This is a genomic window from Heyndrickxia acidiproducens DSM 23148, from assembly GCF_000374345.1.
Classification (GTDB): domain Bacteria; phylum Bacillota; class Bacilli; order Bacillales; family Bacillaceae_C; genus Weizmannia; species Weizmannia acidiproducens.
Genome location: NZ_KB893981.1, coordinates 40,539 through 58,811 on the forward strand (window position 1 = coordinate 40,539; position 18,273 = coordinate 58,811).

Annotated in this window: 20 protein-coding genes; all 20 read left to right on the forward strand. The window is 44.5% G+C overall.

Annotation, left to right across the window (positions count from 1 at the left end; translation table 11 throughout):
* The first annotated feature begins 260 nt into the window (after positions 1–260).
* The 20 genes from rpsU (at position 261) to C232_RS0103850 (ending at position 18,273) form a co-directional block, all read left to right on the forward strand.
* Positions 261–434 carry a 30S ribosomal protein S21 gene (rpsU, locus tag C232_RS0103755; RefSeq protein ID WP_018661426.1) on the forward strand — a complete coding sequence of 58 codons (174 nt, stop codon included), beginning with the start codon at positions 261–263 and terminating at the stop codon, positions 432–434.
* A gap of 14 nt (positions 435–448) precedes the next feature.
* Positions 449–895 carry a GatB/YqeY domain-containing protein gene (locus tag C232_RS0103760; RefSeq protein WP_018661428.1) on the forward strand — a complete coding sequence of 149 codons (447 nt, stop codon included), beginning with the start codon at positions 449–451 and terminating at the stop codon, positions 893–895.
* A gap of 280 nt (positions 896–1,175) precedes the next feature.
* Positions 1,176–1,460, forward strand: coding sequence for a sporulation protein YqfC (gene yqfC, locus C232_RS0103765; RefSeq protein WP_018661430.1), 285 nt, complete (start codon positions 1,176–1,178; stop codon positions 1,458–1,460).
* Positions 1,461–1,471: 11 nt separating this feature from the next.
* The gene (yqfD, locus tag C232_RS0103770) at positions 1,472–2,665 is read left to right on the forward strand and encodes a sporulation protein YqfD (RefSeq protein WP_018661431.1); all 1,194 of its coding nucleotides are present in this window, start codon (positions 1,472–1,474) and stop codon (positions 2,663–2,665) included.
* Positions 2,662–3,615, forward strand: a complete 954-nt coding sequence (locus tag C232_RS0103775) for a PhoH family protein (RefSeq protein WP_018661433.1) — start codon at positions 2,662–2,664, stop codon at positions 3,613–3,615. Before yqfD ends, C232_RS0103775 begins: the two co-directional genes overlap by 4 nt.
* Positions 3,616–3,866: 251 nt before the next feature.
* Positions 3,867–5,999, forward strand: coding sequence for an HD family phosphohydrolase (locus C232_RS0103780; RefSeq protein ID WP_018661435.1), 2,133 nt, complete (start codon positions 3,867–3,869; stop codon positions 5,997–5,999).
* A 451-nt stretch (positions 6,000–6,450) separates the two neighbouring features.
* The gene (gene ybeY, locus C232_RS0103785; protein ID WP_018661437.1) at positions 6,451–6,924 is read left to right on the forward strand and encodes an rRNA maturation RNase YbeY; all 474 of its coding nucleotides are present in this window, start codon (positions 6,451–6,453) and stop codon (positions 6,922–6,924) included.
* Positions 6,905–7,297, forward strand: a complete 393-nt coding sequence (locus C232_RS0103790) for a diacylglycerol kinase family protein (protein WP_018661440.1) — start codon at positions 6,905–6,907, stop codon at positions 7,295–7,297. Before ybeY ends, C232_RS0103790 begins: the two co-directional genes overlap by 20 nt.
* 241 nt (positions 7,298–7,538) lie before the next feature.
* Positions 7,539–8,459 (forward strand): GTPase Era, encoded by a 921-nt coding sequence (gene era / locus C232_RS0103795; protein ID WP_018661442.1) that lies wholly within the window; start codon positions 7,539–7,541, stop codon positions 8,457–8,459.
* 136 nt (positions 8,460–8,595) lie between these two features.
* On the forward strand, positions 8,596–8,739 hold the full coding sequence (locus C232_RS19215) for a YqzL family protein (protein ID WP_018661444.1): 144 nt from the start codon (positions 8,596–8,598) through the stop codon (positions 8,737–8,739).
* Positions 8,740–8,788: 49 nt separating this feature from the next.
* Positions 8,789–9,562, forward strand: a complete 774-nt coding sequence (gene recO / locus C232_RS0103805; RefSeq protein ID WP_018661447.1) for a DNA repair protein RecO — start codon at positions 8,789–8,791, stop codon at positions 9,560–9,562.
* Between the two features lie 142 nt (positions 9,563–9,704).
* A complete protein-coding gene (gene ccpN / locus C232_RS0103810) occupies positions 9,705–10,337 on the forward strand; it encodes a transcriptional regulator CcpN (protein WP_018661449.1) in 633 nt (210 codons plus the stop codon).
* Between the two features lie 17 nt (positions 10,338–10,354).
* On the forward strand, positions 10,355–11,155 hold the full coding sequence (locus C232_RS0103815) for a pyruvate, water dikinase regulatory protein (RefSeq protein WP_018661451.1): 801 nt from the start codon (positions 10,355–10,357) through the stop codon (positions 11,153–11,155).
* Between the two features lie 355 nt (positions 11,156–11,510).
* Positions 11,511–11,969, forward strand: coding sequence for a YaiI/YqxD family protein (locus tag C232_RS0103820; protein ID WP_018661453.1), 459 nt, complete (start codon positions 11,511–11,513; stop codon positions 11,967–11,969).
* A gap of 13 nt (positions 11,970–11,982) precedes the next feature.
* On the forward strand, positions 11,983–13,797 hold the full coding sequence (gene dnaG, locus C232_RS0103825) for a DNA primase (RefSeq protein WP_018661455.1): 1,815 nt from the start codon (positions 11,983–11,985) through the stop codon (positions 13,795–13,797).
* A 78-nt stretch (positions 13,798–13,875) separates the two neighbouring features.
* On the forward strand, positions 13,876–15,024 hold the full coding sequence (gene rpoD / locus C232_RS0103830) for an RNA polymerase sigma factor RpoD (protein ID WP_018661458.1): 1,149 nt from the start codon (positions 13,876–13,878) through the stop codon (positions 15,022–15,024).
* Positions 15,025–15,201: 177 nt separating this feature from the next.
* Complete coding sequence (locus C232_RS0103835) at positions 15,202–15,741, forward strand: hypothetical protein (protein WP_026314463.1); 540 nt, start codon at positions 15,202–15,204, stop codon at positions 15,739–15,741.
* A 237-nt stretch (positions 15,742–15,978) separates the two neighbouring features.
* Positions 15,979–16,347: a cytochrome c550 gene (gene cccA / locus C232_RS0103840; RefSeq protein ID WP_018661461.1), complete on the forward strand. Its 369-nt coding sequence runs from the start codon at positions 15,979–15,981 to the stop codon at positions 16,345–16,347.
* A gap of 106 nt (positions 16,348–16,453) precedes the next feature.
* Positions 16,454–17,158: a tRNA (adenine(22)-N(1))-methyltransferase gene (locus C232_RS0103845; RefSeq protein ID WP_018661464.1), complete on the forward strand. Its 705-nt coding sequence runs from the start codon at positions 16,454–16,456 to the stop codon at positions 17,156–17,158.
* Positions 17,155–18,273, forward strand: a complete 1,119-nt coding sequence (locus C232_RS0103850) for a Nif3-like dinuclear metal center hexameric protein (RefSeq protein WP_018661466.1) — start codon at positions 17,155–17,157, stop codon at positions 18,271–18,273. Before C232_RS0103845 ends, C232_RS0103850 begins: the two co-directional genes overlap by 4 nt.

Sequence of the window (18,273 nt, forward strand, 5' to 3'; positions counted from 1 at the left end):
ATGGCAAGCACATCGCAGTCTTCGGGCTGAAAACATATCACGGAATGGAAACTTTTTGCCGCAGCACCCGGAATCTCAGGCTGCGGTGACAGCAGCCATGAAAGGGGCGGCAGGATCCTTTGTGTTTAAAAACATTCTGGAAAATGAATCTTGCAGGTTTAGGTTGTTGACCTAATATAGAGGATATTATATAATTATAAAGTACATGGTTTACCATGTTTGACATGTAACCGTTTGTGTTCGGAGGGAGGGAAAGAGAGATGTCAAAAACAGTCGTTCGCAAAAACGAATCGCTTGAAGATGCTCTTCGTCGCTTCAAACGTTCAGTTTCTAAAACAGGAACTTTGCAGGAATACAGAAAGCGCGAATTTTACGAAAAACCAAGCGTAAGACGCAAGAAAAAGTCAGAAGCTGCCAGAAAACGTAAGTATTAAGAGAGGGTGGAATAATGAGTCTTCTCGAGCGTTTAAATGACGATATTAAACAAGCGATGAAAAACAAAGAAAAAGATAAACTCTCGGTAATTCGCATGCTGAAAGCAGCCGTTCAAAACGAGGCAATCAAGCTCGGGAAAGATGAATTGACGGATGATGAAGAGTTGACTGTCCTTTCTCGCGAAGTAAAGCAACGCAAAGACTCCCTCCAGGAATTTGAAAAAGCGGGTCGCAACGACCTGGTTGAAAAAGTTCAAAATGAATTAACTTATGTGGGTGTATATATGCCTGAACAGCTTTCTGAAGGTGAGCTCCTGGAAATCGTTAAAAAAACGATCCAGGAAGTGCACGCTGCTTCAAAAGCGGATTTTGGCAAAGTAATGGGCGCTGTGATGCCTAAAGTAAAAGGCAGAATCGACGGTTCAATTGTTAAAAATGTCGTTCAGCAGCAACTTTCCTAACGAATGTTGAAAAGCCGGAAATCATTTGATTTCCGGCTTTATGTATGTTCATATGTAATGACAATGCATCCAATCAAAGGCTGCGCGCATGATAGGAAACGAACTAAAAAAGCCGGCCGATTTAAATTCTTGCCAAATGGTAGCCGTTTAGCGGGATGGCCTGTTTGGCTGTTTGCACCAGCCAGTGTCCAATCCGCTTAGCGTTTGTAAGAAAATCGCAAAAAAAGTGATGAACCCCTGTTTTCATTCATAAATATGAGATGAAAGGGGGTTCTTTTTTATGGCAAAAAAGTGGAGGCACCAGCTGCAAAAATGGATGACGCAAAAAATGGAACTTCCGCAGGATGTCACAATGGACCTCCCCCGTATCACGATGATCGGGCAGATTCATATTTACATTGAAAATCACCGCGGTTTACTTACGTTTACAGACAAAGAACTCCGGCTGCTTCTGAAGAACGGGCAACTACTGATTAAAGGCCAGTCTTTTGTCATAAAGACCATTTTACCCGAAGAAATCTTATTAGAAGGAAAAATAGATGAAGTCGTGTATTTGAATGAATAGGGGTGGCTTTTTTGAAAAATCAATGGGTAACCTTTTTTAAAGGGACAGTGCTCGTAAAAGCAGAAGGCAGAGGCATCGAACGCTTTATTAACCAGCTGACGCGCTCCGGGATGGCAATATGGAATGTAAAGCGGCAAGGTACAATGGCGGTTACTTTTTATATGAATCTGGAGGATATCGGCGAGCTCCGGAAACAGATCCGGAACCATGATTGCCGCATCCGCTTTTTAAGGGGGAGCGGTGCACCGTTTTTATGGAAAAGGTCGTTGAAAAATGCCGGCTTTGGGATCGGTTTTTTGTTGTTTTTAGCCATCATCACCCTGCTTTCAAATATGATTTGGGGTGTGGAAATAAAGGGGGCTTCCCCGAAAACCGAACATCAAATCCGCAAAGAATTGGACAAACTGGGCATCAGAACGGGAAATTTCCAGTTTTTCACCGACGATATTGAATCGATCCAGCATCAGCTGACCAACCGGATTCCGGAAGCAACCTGGATTGGCGTTGATTTGCGGGGGACAACCTATCACTTTACAGTTGTCGAAAAAAACACGCCGAAAAAAGCGAAAAAGCCCGGCCCCCGGCATCTCGTTGCTTCACAAAAAGCGGTCATTGAAGAGATGTTTGTTGAAAAAGGCAAACCAGTTGTCAAGCAGCACCAATACGTAAAAAAAGGACAACTCCTTGTTTCCGGTGTTATCGGCAATGATAAGGAAAAATACCCGGTTGCAGCAACAGGAAAGGTTTATGGAAAAACATGGTACAAATCAGAAGTGGAATTGCCGTTAAAATCCAGATTTCAAGTGTATACTGGTAAGGAGAAGCGCAAATATTACCTGCAAATCGGGTCTTGGAAAATGCCTGTATGGGGATTTAAAAACCATACTTTTACGCGCTATGATACAGATGAAGAAAGCAGGGCCGTTAAATTTATAAAATGGGATCTGCCGCTTCATTTTATTCGCAGGACAGTAAGGGAAAAAGAAACGATAGACAGAGTATATACAAAAGAACAGGCTGCTAAAGAAGCTAAAGCGATGGCCAAGCAGGATTTACGCAAAAAACTGCCCCGTGATGCGAAAATTATGGATGAATATATTTTGCAAGAAAAACTCGTCAATGGTACATTAAACATGATGATTTATTACCAGGCTGTTGAAAATATTGCAATCGCAAAACCAATTGCTCAAGGAGACTTAGAATGACAGATGAAAGTACGGTAAAATTACAATTAGAAAATACAAATGAGGCGGTACTCTTGTTCGGGATATCCGACAAGCATTTAAAGCTGCTCGAGGAAGCGTATGATGTGCATATCATTACCCGCGGCGAAACAATCCAGGCAAGCGGGGAAGAAGCTGCCGCAGAACGCGTGAACATGATTTTGGAAAAGTTGCTTTACCTGGTCCGCAAAGGCATCCATATCAGCGAACGCGATGTGTTTTATGCTGTTGAAATGGATAAAAAAGGCCATCTCGAATACTTTACGAATCTTTATGATGAAGAGATTGCGCGGAATACAAAGGGGAAGGCAATCCGCATTAAAACCCTGGGGCAGCGGGATTATATCCAGGCTATTAAACATTATGACCTCGTGTTCGGGATCGGGCCGGCCGGAACGGGAAAAACGTATTTGGCGGTCGTAATGGCCGTGAATGCTTTAAAAAGCGGGCAGGTTAAGAAGATTATTCTCACCCGCCCTGCTGTGGAAGCAGGGGAGAGCCTTGGCTTTTTGCCCGGCGATTTGAAAGAAAAGGTAGATCCTTATTTACGCCCGCTATATGATGCATTGCATGATGTACTCGGGCCGGAGCACACCCAGCGTTTAATTGAGAGGGAAACGATTGAAATTGCGCCGCTTGCTTATATGCGCGGCCGGACTTTGGATGATGCTTTTGTGATACTGGATGAAGCCCAGAATACAACACAGGCCCAGATGAAAATGTTTTTAACGCGTTTAGGCTTCCAGTCAAAAATGGTGATTACAGGGGACCGGACGCAGATCGACCTGCCGAAAGGAGCAGAATCCGGGCTGCTTACGGCGGAAAGGGTATTGGAAAAGGTTAAGGGCATCTCGTTTGTCTATTTGGAAGAAAGCGATGTTGTCCGCCATCCATTGGTTGCAAAAATCATCACCGCTTACCAGAACGCATAACCCGAATCCTGCATTCGGGTTTTTTTAGTGCGCCGATGAGCAAGCGCCCTCCGCATTTCGGATGTCCAGCTGCGGGCGCTATCGGCTCGGGTCAACTGTTCCGCCCCCACTGAAGTCAAAGAGCGGACTTCATTGGTGCCGGCCCATTTGCCTGTCGCCGATGAGCGAGCGCCCTCCGCATTTCAATAATGCATTTTGGTGTAAAAACTGATATGATTTTCATAGGGAGCGTAAGGGGGTGGCTGTACACAATGAAATTACACGAGCATATTAGTAAGTTGCGGATGATCTTAAGCTATAAAGTTTTTACGGCAATACTCTTTATGGCTTTGGCCCTTATATTGTTCGGGATTTTTTATCAAAATATCCGGCCGCAAACCTACAATATTGAATTATTTTCTATTGCGAATAACACAATTCGTTCCCCGAAGACAATCGTGGATGAACAAAAAACAAATGAAGAAAAGCAAAAAGCGGCCCAGGAAGTTGCAAGAGTTTACACTTACCAAAGCGACCTGGTCCAAAACCGCATATCACTGATGAACTCCATACTTGACTTTGTTGAAGAGGTTAAAACGGACTTTTCAAACAAAAAGGAAACAAATGGGAAGGACAGCAAAGAACTTCAGGCAGATAAACTGGATAAATTAAAGGATATCCTGACAAAAAATGTTTCTGAAAATGTCACGAATTCGATATCTGACCAAAGTTTTCTCACACTTTTGGCCGCAACGCCGGAACAATTGGATCAGGTGAGAAGCCTGGTTGTAAACGATACGGAAGCCACGCTTAATCATAGAATCAAGGAAAGCCAGGTTGATGAAGCAAAGGCAGATATTGCGGCTGAAATCAATCAAACAGATTTAAATAAAAACTTAAAAAGCGCAGCGTCGGAACTTGGACAATACGCGATAACCGCTAACTATGTGTATGATGCAAAATTAACTGAAGAACGAAAACAACAAGCCATGGATAATGTTGAGCCTGCTAAAATCCTGCAAGGCCAGGTGATCGTTCAGGAAGGGCATCTGATCGACCGGGAGACATACCGGCAGCTGGAACTATTGGGGCTCTTGAAAAATGATGGTTCGGTGAAGCCGTATATCGGACTGGCCATTTTTGTGCTGCTGATCATCGGGCTGCTCTATTTCCATCTCAAGCTTATGCAAGTGCCGGAAGAGACAAAGCAGAACAGGCTTGTGATGGTCAGCCTTGTTTTTATCATCTCACTGGCACTCATGAAACTTTCGGGCGCCATGAACCATTTGGAAGTTCCCGGCATTGAATATGTATTTCCGGCAGCCATGGGTCCGATGCTGATCCAGGTTCTTTTAAAAGACCGGACTTCCTATTTAATGGCCGTCATTCTCGCGGCTTGTGCCAGTATCGAGTTTCATGATGAAATAGCCGATATGATTAATGTGGAGATGGTCGTTTACACTTTATTAAGCGGAGTGTCGGGGATTCTGTTCTTATCCAAGCGGTATCAGCGGGCCAGCATATTAAAAACAGGCGCATTTATATCCGCCATGAATATGTTAACCATTTGTTTTATTACATTTTTAAATATCGGGGAATTTACGCAGTGGGAGTTTTTGTATTATTTATTGTTTGCTTTTTTGTCCGGTACCTTATCAGCGGTGTTTACAATGGGGCTCCAGCCGTTTTTTGAAGCGGCTTTCGGGATTCTGTCCCCGATCCGGCTGCTCGAATTGTCCAATCCGAACCACCCGCTTTTGAAAAAAATATTGACAGAAGCTCCGGGTACCTATCACCATAGTTTAATGGTTGCCAATTTAGCAGAGGCAGCGTGTGAAGCGATCGGAGCGAACGGGCTGCTTGCCAGGGTGGGCAGTTATTATCATGATATCGGGAAAACAAAGCGCCCGCAATTCTTTATTGAAAACCAAATGAATATTGGCAATCCCCATGACCGCCTGGAACCGGAAGTAAGCCGTGATATTATCCTTGAACATACAACAGACGGAGCGGAAACATTGAAAAAATACAAGCTGCCGAAAGAATTCTCGGATATTGCCGAACAGCATCACGGTACGACATGCCTGAAATACTTTTACAGTAAAGCGAAGGAAAAGGACCCGGATGTAAAAGAGGACGATTACCGCTACCCGGGTCCGAAACCGCAGATGAAGGAAACGGCTGTTATTAATATCGCTGACAGTGTGGAGGCGGCTGTCCGCTCCATGAATCATCCGACGCCGGAACAAATAAAAAATCTTGTCCACAGCATCATCCAAAGCAGGCTGATGGACGGCCAATTTAACGAATGCGACATGACCCTGAAAGAACTGGAAATCATAAAAACAACCCTGTGCGAAACCTTAAACGGCATCTTCCACTCAAGAATACAATATCCAAAATAGAAAAGCGGAGGGCGCTCGCCCATCGGCGACAGGCAACTGGGCCGGCCCCAATGAAGTCCGTTCTTTGACTTCAATGGGGCAGGAACAGTTGACCCCGAGCCGATAGCGCCCGCAGCTGGACACCGAAAAGCGGAGGGCGCTCGCCCATCGGCGACAGGCAACTGGGCCGGCCCCAATGAAGTCCGTTCTTTGACTTCAATGGGGCAGGAACAGTTGACCCCGAGCCGATAGCGCCCGCAGCTGGACACCGAAAAGCGGAGGCGACTGTACATCGGCGTACGGATTTGATGGACCGCGACTGAGATAAAGGAAACACGGCGAGGGACGAGCCGATGTTGACTTATCGGAGGGAGGGGGCAAGGAAATCCGCCAGCCGATAGGAGCCGCAGCTGGACAAAGAAAAGCGGAGGCGCCCTGCCCAGAAAAAAACTAAGAAAAGGATGGCAAACATATGGCATTATCAATCGACTTAATTGATGAAACAAACGAATTAAAAGAGGAAGACTTGCGGTTGATCGAAGACTTATTAAACTACGCGGCAGAAGCAGAAGCGGTGGAGGATGGCACTGAAGTTTCAGTGACCTTTGTCACCAACAGCCGCATACAGGAAATAAACCGTGAATACCGCGATAAAGACCAGCCGACAGATGTAATTTCCTTTGCATTGGAAGAAATGGGAGAGGGAGAAATTGAAATTACCGGAGACAATATGCCGCGCGTACTTGGCGATATCATCATCTCTGTGCAGCGCGCCCATGAGCAGGCGGAAGACTACGGCCATTCCTTCCTGCGGGAACTGGGCTTTTTATCCGTACATGGATTTCTTCATCTGCTGGGGTACGACCATATGACAAAAGAAGATGAAACAAAAATGTTCGGGCGCCAGAAAGAAATTTTAGACGGCTATGGGCTTAAACGATCGTAAAATCCCAAAATACCGGACCCCGTTTCCGCCTGCATGGGCAGGATTGCGGAATACGGTGAAAAGCGAACGGAATTTCCGGTTTCACCTCTTTGCTGCCGGCTGCGCGCTTGGGCTTGGGTTTGCCTTATCCCTTTCCAAATATGAATGGATCGCCGTTTTATTTTCCATTTTTATAGTGCTTGCATTAGAACTGGTGAATACGGCCATCGAAAGGGCGGTTGATTTGGCGGAAGACAAATTCCACCCCCTTGCCATGCAGGCCAAAGATGCAGCCGCTGCCGCAGTATTGATGGCAGCTGTACTTGCGGTAGTGGTCGGCTGTATCGTCTTTCTTCCAAAACTGCTTCACCTGATTGAAGGAGCCGCATTTTAACGCAGCTTCTTTTTTTTATGGGAGGAAGTGCCGGGAGGGCTGTAGGATGGCCCCTATTTGAAACGGGCAATCCTTTAAGATAAAATAGAACTGTAACCGCCACATATCGACAATTTTTGAGGGAAACTTTAAAATTTTCAAAAATGATTAAAAATAGATTTTAACTTTAGGGAGCATTTGTAGTAAAATAAAATCAGAGGGGAATACAAATGGAAATCAATCAGTTCAGCGGAGGACTTGCATGAATCATTTATCAAAACCATCATCATATAAATCAGGATTTATTTCTATTATCGGCCGCCCGAATGTTGGCAAATCAACTTTTTTAAACCATGTGGTCGGCCAAAAGATTGCGATCATGAGCGACAAGCCGCAAACAACAAGAAACAAGGTCCAGGGTGTTTACACAGCTGACGAGGCGCAAATGATTTTCATTGACACGCCCGGGATCCACAAGCCAAAGCATAAACTCGGAGACTTCATGATGAAAGTAGCGGAAAATACGCTCAAAGAAGTGGATCTGATTTTATTTATGATCAATGCGGAAGAAGGGTTCGGCCGCGGCGATGAATTTATCATCGAAAAGCTGAAACAGGTTAATACCCCTGTTTTTCTGGTCATTAATAAAATCGATAGGGTCCACCCCGACGATTTGCTTGGCATTATCGGGCAGTACAAAGACTTGTATCCGTTTCAGGAGATCGTGCCCATTTCAGCACTTCAGGGCAATAATATCGACAGGCTTCTGCAAACCATCCGCACATACCTGCCGGAGGGGCCGCAATATTATCCCGCCGACCAGGTAACAGACCATCCGGAGCGTTTCATTATTTCAGAATTAATTCGTGAAAAAGCACTGCAGCTGACAAGAGAAGAAGTCCCCCATTCAATAGCGGTTGTAATCGACCAGATTGAACGGGAAAAGAACCGGAATATCATCCGGGTGATGGCAACGGTTGTGGTGGAAAGGCCGTCACAAAAAGGGATTATTATTGGCAAACAGGGGAGCATGCTGAAAGAAATAGGCAAGCGGGCAAGAATCGATATTGAAAATTTGCTGGGTTCTAAAGTGTTTTTGGAACTTTGGGTGAAAGTTGAGAAAGATTGGCGCAATAAAATCAGCCAGCTTCGCGATTTCGGCTTTAGGGAAGATGAATATTAAAGGCAGATAAAAGCAAAATTCTTGCAGGCATTTTTAGCAAATTTTACGTCACATTTTTTCATTTGTCCTGGTGAAGCTATCGTTAAAGACGTTAAAAAAGATTTCATGACTGAACAACATGAAAGGCGTGGTTTATATGTTAGAATTTACCTGGAAGGTCTTTGCTGGTACGGGCAATATTAATACGTATTTGCTTTTTAAAGAATTGGAAAGAGAACATCAAAATGAACAGCTGGAAACAGAAGAAGACCAGACCGGGGTTGATTTTCCAATTACTTGAATTCACTTGGGTGAAGCGGCGCTTGTTTTTAGCTCAAGAGGTGAGGAGATTGTTGGAAAAGTGTGAAGGAATCGTCATTAAAAATACGGATTACGGCGAAACCAACAAAATTATGCATGTTTACACAAGGGAGTTTGGGAAACTCGGCATGATGGCGAGAGGCGCCAAAAAACCAAACAGCCGCTTAGCCGCAGTTTCCCAAGTCTTTACATATGGGCAGTTTCTTTTTCATCCGTCGCGGGGACTGGGCACGCTCCAGCAGGGCGGGATCCTTTCCTCTATGCGTTATCTTCGCGAAGATATTTTTAAAACGGCTTACGGTGCTTTTATCATTGAACTCTTGGATAAAGCAGTGGAAGAAAAAAAGCCAAATCCTTATTTGTTTGAATTGCTGCTGCGGTCGCTTGAATATATGAATGAAGACTATGACATGGAAATTATTACCGATATATTCGAAATGAAGATGCTGAATGTGCTGGGATTATATCCGGTGATGAACGAATGTGCAGTATGCGGAAACCAGGAAGGCATTTTCGCCTTTTCGATTCGGGAAAATGGGCTGATATGCCACCGCTGCTTTGATAAAGATCCGTACCGTCTTCCGCTTACACAGCCAGCGATCCGGTTGCTCCGGCTTTTTTATTATCTGGATATCGGCCGGCTGGGGAAAATATCTGTTAAGGAATCAACAAAAAAAGAATTAAGAACAGCCATTTCGATGTACTATGAAGAATACTCCGGCCTGTATCTGAAGTCAAAACGGTTCCTCAGCCAGTTGGAAGGGCTGAAAAAAGGGTTGGATCACCATGATCATCAGGATTAAACCACTTTTCCAGTATATTCTTCCTGCAGCCATTTTATAAACGGATACTGTAATTTTTAAAACAGTTTGCCATCTTTTTCGGCTGCAGACAGAAAATATACAAGTGTGTTATACTGTTTGACATGGTTGGTTGAATAAGGCGGTGAGTACGATAGAATTAACAAAAAGGCAAGAACAAATTTTGGAAATTGTAAAAAACAACGGCCCGATTACAGGTGAGCATATCGCTGACAGGCTGAGCTTAACAAGGGCAACGCTGCGGCCCGACCTCGCGATTCTGACAATGGCGGGTTATTTGGATGCGCGCCCGCGGGTAGGGTATTTTTATACGGGTAAAACCAGTACACAGCTGCTTACGGAAAACTTGAAAAAAATTCTCGCCAAAGATTACCAGTCTTTGCCGGTTGTAGTGAATGAAAACATTTCTGTGTACGATGCGATTGTTACTGTCTTTCTTGAAGATGTCGGGACACTTTATGTCGTCGATGACGATTCACATCTGGCCGGTGTTTTGTCGCGGAAAGATTTACTGCGTGCAAGCATTGGAAATAAGGATTTAACATCGCTCCCGGTGCATATCATTATGACGAGGATGCCGAATATCACCTATTGCAAAAAAGATGACTTACTTATAGAGGTAGCCAGAAAACTGATTGAAAAACAAATCGACTCGATTCCGGTTGTAAAAGAAACGGCTGGCGGGATGGAAGTAATCGGGCGCATTACAAAGACAAATATTACAAAAGCATTTGTAGAACTGGCAGATGATAAATAAAAAGGAAGTGTATTCATTTGGCGAAACCAACAATCTACATTGTTTCCGATTCAGTCGGCGAGACGGCAGAACTTGTGACAAAAGCGGCGATCAGCCAGTTTGAAGATAATGATGCGGATATCAAACGGTTTCCTTATGTGGAAGATCCTGTACATATTGATGAAGTGATAACTCTTGCTGCCCTGAATTACGGTATGATTGTGTATACGCTGGTAAAACCGGAAATGAGGAATTACATGAATAAGGAAGCGGAAAAGCACGGCATTGCCTGTGTTGATTTAATGGGGCCGCTAATGGATCAACTGCTTCATTTTTACGAATGCAAACCGCTTTATGAACCGGGGCTGGTCAGAAAATTGGATGAATCCTATTTTAAAAAGGTGGAAGCCATTGAATTTGCGGTAAAATATGATGACGGCCGGGATCCGCGCGGCATCACGAGGGCCGATATTGTGCTGATCGGGGTGTCGCGGACATCAAAAACTCCCTTGTCACAATATTTGGCCCATCACCGTTACAAAGTGGCCAATGTTCCGATTGTACCTGAAGTTGATCCTCCGGAAGAACTTTTTGAGGTTCCTGCCAGCAAATGCTTTGGATTAAAGATAGATCCGGATATATTAAATCATATTCGCAAAGAACGTTTAATTACGCTTGGACTGAATGATCAAGCAAGCTATGCAACACTGAAACGGATCAGGTATGAACTCGAGTATTTCAACAATATTGCCGGCCGGCTTGGTTGTAAAGTTATTGATGTCTCCAATAAAGCCGTAGAAGAAACCGCCAATATTATCATGGACGAAATGAATAAGTAAGCGGAACCCTGCTTTAGATGGCAAAGCAGGTGAAATCCTAATAAAAACGAGCTGATCTGCCGGGGTTGCCTGCAGCATGGAGAAAAACCGGCACTCTCCCGTTTTTTTTTATGAGATCAGGAATATTTTTTGCAAATTCAAGTATTTATTTATAGTCAAAACGCCGCAAGTATACTATAATAAAAAATTGTGATAAAAATGTATTTAAATTAGGTTTAGAGATGGCCGTAAAGGAATAAACTATTTATTAGGAAATGTCAAGTCCGTTTTTGTAAAAAATTCGACAAAGCTAAAAAAAATCATGGAAGAATTGCAAAAAAAGCAGGATTCTGTGGAGTGATGTAGAATATTTAGCATGAAAGACATTACCGTATTTGTTGATGCAGATGCCTGCCCGGTAAAAGAAGAGGCCGCAAAAGTTGCAAAACAGTTTGGGGCTGCCAGTATTTTTGTGGCATCCTATACGAACCGGATGGCGGATCCGGTGGAAGGGCGCTGGATTTATGTTGATCCGCACAAGGAGTCGGCTGACCTGTACATCATGAATCATGTCGAAAAGAATGATATCGTGGTGACGCAGGATATCGGGCTGGCCAGTCTGGTTCTGCCCAAAAAAGCTTATGCGGTTTCTCCAAGAGGCAGTAAATATAATGAAACCTCAATCAATACGGCATTGGATTTTCGATATTTGGCTGCAAAAGAAAGGCGCCGTGGCAATTATGGAAAAGGGCCGAAACGGTTTACCGCAGAGGACCGTGAACGTTTCAAGCTGTCATTGGCGGAAATCTTGTCCAACATAGAAATCAATAATTAGAAGGGATGTTTTCGTGGCAGAAATTATTCCTAATGAGAAGATCAATGAAATACGCCAATCGTCAGATATTGTCGAAATCATTAGCGAGTATGTGCAGCTAAAAAAACAGGGACGTAATTATTTCGGGTTATGTCCTTTCCATGGTGAAAATACCCCTTCCTTTTCGGTTTCGGCTGAAAAACAAATTTTTCATTGTTTCGGCTGTGGAGCGGGCGGCAATGTATTTACGTTCATCATGGATATTGAAGGGATCTCGTTTCAGGAAGCCGTCGTGAAACTTGCGCAAAAGTCAAACATAGCGCTCGAGTTGCCGGATCAGGCAGAAACGCCAAAGCAAATGAATCCGGAAACGGCTGAGATGCTGAAGGCACATGAACTTCTTCAAAAATTGTACCATCATCTGCTTGTCCACACAAAAGAAGGGCAGCCGGCATTGGAATATCTGCGCGGGCGCGGGTTTACCGATGAAAGTATTGAGAAATTCGGCATTGGCTATGCGCTGCCTAACTGGGATTTTGCAGTGAAAATGCTTCAGAAGAGGGGATATGCCCTCCCTGTACTTGAAAAAGGCGGGCTTATTATCCAAAATGACCGGGATCATGCATACTTTGACCGGTTCAGGGATCGGATTATGTTCCCAATTATTGATACCAAAGGGAGAATTATTGCTTTTGCCGGCAGGGCGTTCCGAAATGGCGACCAGCCTAAATATATGAACAGCCCCGAAACAACGCTTTTTAACAAAAGTTCGCTGCTTTTTAATTTACACCGGGCCAGAAGCCAGATCCGGAAGAAACAGCAGGCCGTCCTTTTTGAAGGCTACGCAGATGTTATCTCGGCGGATCGGGCAGGAGTGCAAAACGGCATTGCGACGATGGGCACTTCCATTACGCCTGAACATGTCCAAATGATCAGAAGGCTGACAGACAGTGTGGTGATTTGCTATGATTCGGATTCCGCCGGGATTTCCGCTGCTTACCGGGCGGGAACGATGTTGAGCGAAAACGGTTGTGAAGTACGTGTTGCGCAAATGCCAAAAGGATTAGACCCTGATGACTACATCAACCAAAACGGCGGAGAAAAGTTCCGGGCAGATGTAATAGGGGCCAGCCTCACTTTTATGTCTTTTAAAATGAATTACTTCCGCATGAATAAAAATCTCCAAAATGAAGGAGAAAAGCTGCAGTATATAGAAGAAGTAATACAGGAAATTTCCAAACTGGAAAAAGCCGTTGAAAAAGATTTATATCTGCGCCAGCTGTCAGATGAATTCTCCTTGTCTTTGGACGCTTTAAAAGAACAGGAACGGGAAATAAGCGCGCTTGCCAACAAAAAGGCGGCATACAAACGGCGCAGCAAACAGCCTCCTGAACGTATGGCGGCGCCTTCCGGAAATGCCGTTCTTCCTGCAAACCTGACCGCAGAAAGGCGACTTTTGGCCTATATGTTAAAGGATGGGGAGATCGCCTATAAAGTAAAGGAACTCCTTCATGGAAACACTTTTTACGGCGATGAGCACCAGGCGGTTTTTACGTACTTGCTTGGCTATTACGAAGAAGGGAATCCCCCGGATGCCAGCACATTTATTTCTTACCTGCCCGATAAGAAGCTGCAAAGAACCGTTGTTGAGATTGAAATGATGACGATCAATGAAGAATTGACAGATGCAGAGCTGGAAGACTATGTGAATTATGTGCTAAAACACCAAAAACTGATGCAAATCAGGGAAAAACAAAGGGCACAAAAAGATGCTGAGCGGCAGCACGACCTCCAAAAGGCGCTGCAGCTGGCCGGCGAAATTATTGCATTGCAAAAGTCCATGACTTAATTCGGCTTTTTGCGATCATTAACATAGATGTGCAATGGACCATTGCCCGTGTTGAAATTGTTGGAAGGAGGGGGACATATGGCTGAAAAGTCAGCACGTTCCAAGGAAGTAGAAGAAACTGAATTCACCCTTAAACAAGTAAAAGAACAACTCGTTGAACGCGGAAAAAAACGGGGTTTCCTCACATATGAAACCATTTCAAATAAGCTGAGCCATTTTGAATTGACATCGGACCAAATGGATGAATTTTATGAATATCTGGGTGAGCAGGGAATTGATATTACGGATGACCATGACACGAATACACATGAAGATGACGATGCTCCAACACATCATGAGCTGCAAAAAGAAAACGATGAGGAGTTTGATCTGAATGATCTGAGCGTTCCTCCCGGTGTAAAAATCAATGATCCGGTGCGCATGTATTTAAAAGAAATCGGGCGCGTCGACCTTCTATCCGCTGACGAAGAAATTAAACTGGCCCAAAGGATTGAGAAGGGGGACGAAGAAGCGAAACGCCGGCTTGCCGAAGCCAATCTCCGCCTTGTTGTCAGCATTGCAAAGAGATATGTGGGCCGCGGCATGCAGTTTCTCGATTTGATCCAGGAAGGCAATATGGGCCTGATTAAAGCGGTAGAAAAGTTTGACTACCAAAAAGGATACAAATTCAGCACTTATGCAACCTGGTGGATTCGCCAGGCCATCACCAGGGCAATCGCAGACCAGGCGAGAACGATCCGCATTCCGGTTCATATGGTTGAAACCATTAATAAATTAATCCGTGTGCAACGGTCACTGCTGCAGGATCTCGGCAGGGAACCAAGCCCGGAGGAAATCGCCGAGGAAATGGACATTTCTCCGGAAAAAGTCAGGGAAATCATCAAAATCGCACAAGAACCTGTCTCCCTGGAAACGCCGATTGGAGAGGAAGACGATTCGCATTTGGGCGACTTTATTGAGGACCAGGACGCAACATCTCCTTCCGACCATGCTGCTTATGAGTTATTAAAAGAACAATTGGAAGACGTTTTGGATACGTTAACCGACAGGGAAGAAAATGTGCTCCGCCTCCGTTTTGGCCTTGATGACGGGCGTACGCGCACTTTGGAAGAAGTCGGCAAAGTATTTGGCGTTACGCGTGAACGGATCCGCCAGATTGAGGCAAAAGCGTTACGGAAACTGCGCCATCCGAGCAGAAGCAAACGCCTGAAAGATTTCCTCGAATAAGCTGCCTCTTTACTGCTTTGAATAGGTTTTGGGAACAAAGGCGTCTGTGCTTTTCATACACTTAAGCACCGGCGCCGATGTTTATCCGGTTTACTTCTTTTGGAGTAAACTTTTTTCTTGCAGAAAGGGATCATCATGCACGCTTTGGCCGAATGTTTCAATAGGGATGTGCAAAAAATGGACGATGCTAAGAAAACGATCATTGTAAATGAAATAAAAATGTGGAAGAACAACCATATGATTCCAAAAGAATACTGCGACTTTTTACTTGCGCTTTACAATGAAGGCACTGACGGCACGGATAAAAACAGCAAGGGAAGACAGCACTTACAGCCCGGGAAATTGGCCATATCTTCCGCTTTCATTTTTGTGCTGGCCTGTATTGCTGTATTTGTCATATATTTTACTGAATTACATTTTATTTTGCAAACAGTGATTTTGACGGGTTTTGTCGGAATCTTACTTTTTCTGGGAATTCATTATTCTAATAAAGAATTTTTTTATCCGCTCTTCTATATTGGAGCCGCTATTATCTTGTTGTTTCTAACCGTTTTGGTGAATGAAAGATTATTTGGTAATCATCCCCATACCCTTTATGCGTTGCTTTTTTTTCACTGTGCGCTGTGGTTCTTTGTCGGAAAAACCTGCAAGCTGGCGTTTTTTACAATATCCGGGGTACTGGGCGCAGTCGTACTGATAATATCTATTGTAATATAGATAAAAAAGTTTTTTAAAAGATTTTGTAATTTTTGCTACTTTTCGTATGTCCCTTTTTAAAAGCTGTGGATATTTACCAGGCTTTATTATAAACGATAGTGTAAGCGCAATCAATATGAAAACGAAAAAAGAAATCTCTTTATGTTAGGGGTTTCCTTATTAAAAATTTTCAGTTAAAATAGAAGCAAAGTACTGTTAGCATGTTTGAAAAGACACGGATACGAGGGGGAAAATTTGGTGAAAAAAAATCCTGTTATACCCTACTTGCTGATTATGGCGCTGGGGCTCGTACTTGTTTTTTTTCTCTCGCTTAAAGGGGTAGGCGATGCAAAGGAATCCGCAAAAGAAAAGGAGAATCCGAAAACAGCACAGACTGCAGACGCAAAGTTTGATCCTGAAGGTTTTGCCAAAAAAAACTGTGTGACCTGCCACGGAGACAACTTGCAGGGATCTTCCGGGCCAAGTCTGCATGGAGTCGGGGAAAAATTATCGAAGGACAAAATTAAGGACGTACTCAAAAACGGCACGAGCGGCGGCATGCCTGCGGGATTGGTGCCCCCGGAACATACGGATGAGATGGCTGATTGGGTGTCCAAATTGAAATAATCGGGGTTTTTCCCTTCAGAAGAAAAATTTTGTCTGGAGGGGGATCCCTTTTTTTTGTGGCAAAAAGTGGCTACAATAGAAGTATCTTATGCAAAGTGGTGAAAAGATGAACAGTGAAAAACTTTCAAAACGGCTCGCAGCAGTGGCCGCTTATATCCCCAAACAGGCCAGGCTCGCGGATATCGGTTCCGACCATGCCTATCTGCCTTGCTACTGCGTGAAAAACGGGATTGCGGACCGTGCAATCGCTGGAGAAGTCGTGGAAGGGCCTTACCGTTCTGCCCTGAACCGGGTGGAAAAGGCCGGTCTAAAGCATAAAATTGCAGTCAGAAAGGGTAACGGGCTTGAAGTCCTTTCGCCGCAAGAAGCAGACTGCATTACCATAGCTGGAATGGGCGGGTCTTTAATTACGTCAATTTTAGAGAGAGGAAAAGCAAAGTTGTCCGGGGTAAAGCGGCTGGTTTTGCAGCCAAATGTTGGAGCGGTCTTTGTGAGAAGATGGTGCGCTGAAAACGGCTGGCAGATCGTCCATGAAGAAATTCTTGAAGAAGATGGAAAAATTTATGAAATCATTGTCGCAGATGCTGTCGGGGAGCGCCGCCCTTACCAATTGCCGGCAGCGGAACTGTTGATGGGACCGTTTTTAATCAAGGAAAAAAATCAGGCTTTCCGGAAAAAGTGGACAGCCGAAAAAAGAAAATGGCAGCACATCTTAGAAAGCATGTCTGAAGCACATACAAATGCAGAACTCGCAGATAAGAAAAAAGAATTGCTGCATGCCATTTCTTTGGTGGAGGAGGTTTTACAATGAAAAAAGTAAACGGGTATGAAATCATTCAGTTGTTTGAACGGTTTGCACCTAAAAAATATGCGCTGGAAGGCGACCCGGTCGGATTGCAGATCGGGCAATTAAATCGTCCGGTAAAGAATGTGCTCATTGCACTCGATGTTTTGGAAGACGTGGTGGATGAAGCAATCGAAAAAGATGTGCAATTAATCATTGCCCACCATCCGCCGATTTTCAGGCCGTTAAAAAAGCTGGCCACTGACACGCCGCAGGGAAGGCTTCTGGAAAAATGCATAAAAAATGGGATTGCGGTTTATGCTGCGCATACGAACCTGGATGTTGCCCCGGGCGGTGTCAACGATCTTTTGGCGAAGGCTCTGCGGCTGCAACATACAGAAGTTTTATCGCCGACATATGAAGACAAGTTGAAAAAATTAGCCGTCTATGTCCCGGTTTCCCATGAAGAACAGGTAAGAACGGCACTTGGCAATGCCGGATGCGGGGCGATTGGCAATTACAGCCATTGTTCGTTCTCGGTTCAAGGCACTGGCCGGTTTTTGCCTGGGAAAGATACGCATCCGTACATTGGAAAAAGAGGCCAATTGGAAGAAACTGCAGAAGTCAGGATTGAAACGATTTATCCGGTTTCGCTTGAAAAAAAGATTCTGCATGCCGTGTTGAAAGCCCATCCGTATGAGGAACCTGCCTATGATATTTATCCTGTTGGGAATGAAGGCATGGTGCTCGGCCTTGGCAGAATCGGCGAGTTAAATGAGGCGGTGACGCTGGAGGAATTTGCCGGGCAAGTCAAAGCCGCGCTCGATGTCAAAGCGCTGCGTGTTGTCGGAAATTTGCAGGATAAAGTGAAAAAAGTAGCGGTACTGGGCGGTGACGGCAACAAATATTTTTCCGAGGCAAAATGGAAGGGCGCCGATGTATTTGTGACGGGCGATTTTTACTATCATAATGCCCATGACGCGCTGGCAATGGGCTTAAACGTAGTTGACCCCGGCCATAATGTGGAAAAGGTGATGAAAAAAGGGGTTGCCGGGTTTTTGCGGAAAGCGTGTGCGGACAAGCAGTACGAGGCCACGATCCTTGAGTCGGCCGTCCATACCGATCCGTTTACTTTTCTTTAA

Coding starts and splice junctions, on each gene's coding strand:
- era (WP_018661442.1), top strand. CDS start 7,539: ATGAATCATTTATCAAAACCATCATCATATAAATCAGGATTTATTTCT.
- C232_RS0103820 (WP_018661453.1), top strand. CDS start 11,511: ATGAAAGACATTACCGTATTTGTTGATGCAGATGCCTGCCCGGTAAAA.
- ybeY (WP_018661437.1), top strand. CDS start 6,451: ATGGCATTATCAATCGACTTAATTGATGAAACAAACGAATTAAAAGAG.
- C232_RS0103760 (WP_018661428.1), top strand. CDS start 449: ATGAGTCTTCTCGAGCGTTTAAATGACGATATTAAACAAGCGATGAAA.
- C232_RS19215 (WP_018661444.1), top strand. CDS start 8,596: ATGTTAGAATTTACCTGGAAGGTCTTTGCTGGTACGGGCAATATTAAT.
- C232_RS0103790 (WP_018661440.1), top strand. CDS start 6,905: ATGGGCTTAAACGATCGTAAAATCCCAAAATACCGGACCCCGTTTCCG.
- C232_RS0103845 (WP_018661464.1), top strand. CDS start 16,454: ATGAACAGTGAAAAACTTTCAAAACGGCTCGCAGCAGTGGCCGCTTAT.
- C232_RS0103850 (WP_018661466.1), top strand. CDS start 17,155: ATGAAAAAAGTAAACGGGTATGAAATCATTCAGTTGTTTGAACGGTTT.
- C232_RS0103835 (WP_026314463.1), top strand. CDS start 15,202: ATGGACGATGCTAAGAAAACGATCATTGTAAATGAAATAAAAATGTGG.
- rpsU (WP_018661426.1), top strand. CDS start 261: ATGTCAAAAACAGTCGTTCGCAAAAACGAATCGCTTGAAGATGCTCTT.
- rpoD (WP_018661458.1), top strand. CDS start 13,876: ATGGCTGAAAAGTCAGCACGTTCCAAGGAAGTAGAAGAAACTGAATTC.
- yqfC (WP_018661430.1), top strand. CDS start 1,176: ATGGCAAAAAAGTGGAGGCACCAGCTGCAAAAATGGATGACGCAAAAA.
- C232_RS0103775 (WP_018661433.1), top strand. CDS start 2,662: ATGACAGATGAAAGTACGGTAAAATTACAATTAGAAAATACAAATGAG.
- C232_RS0103780 (WP_018661435.1), top strand. CDS start 3,867: ATGAAATTACACGAGCATATTAGTAAGTTGCGGATGATCTTAAGCTAT.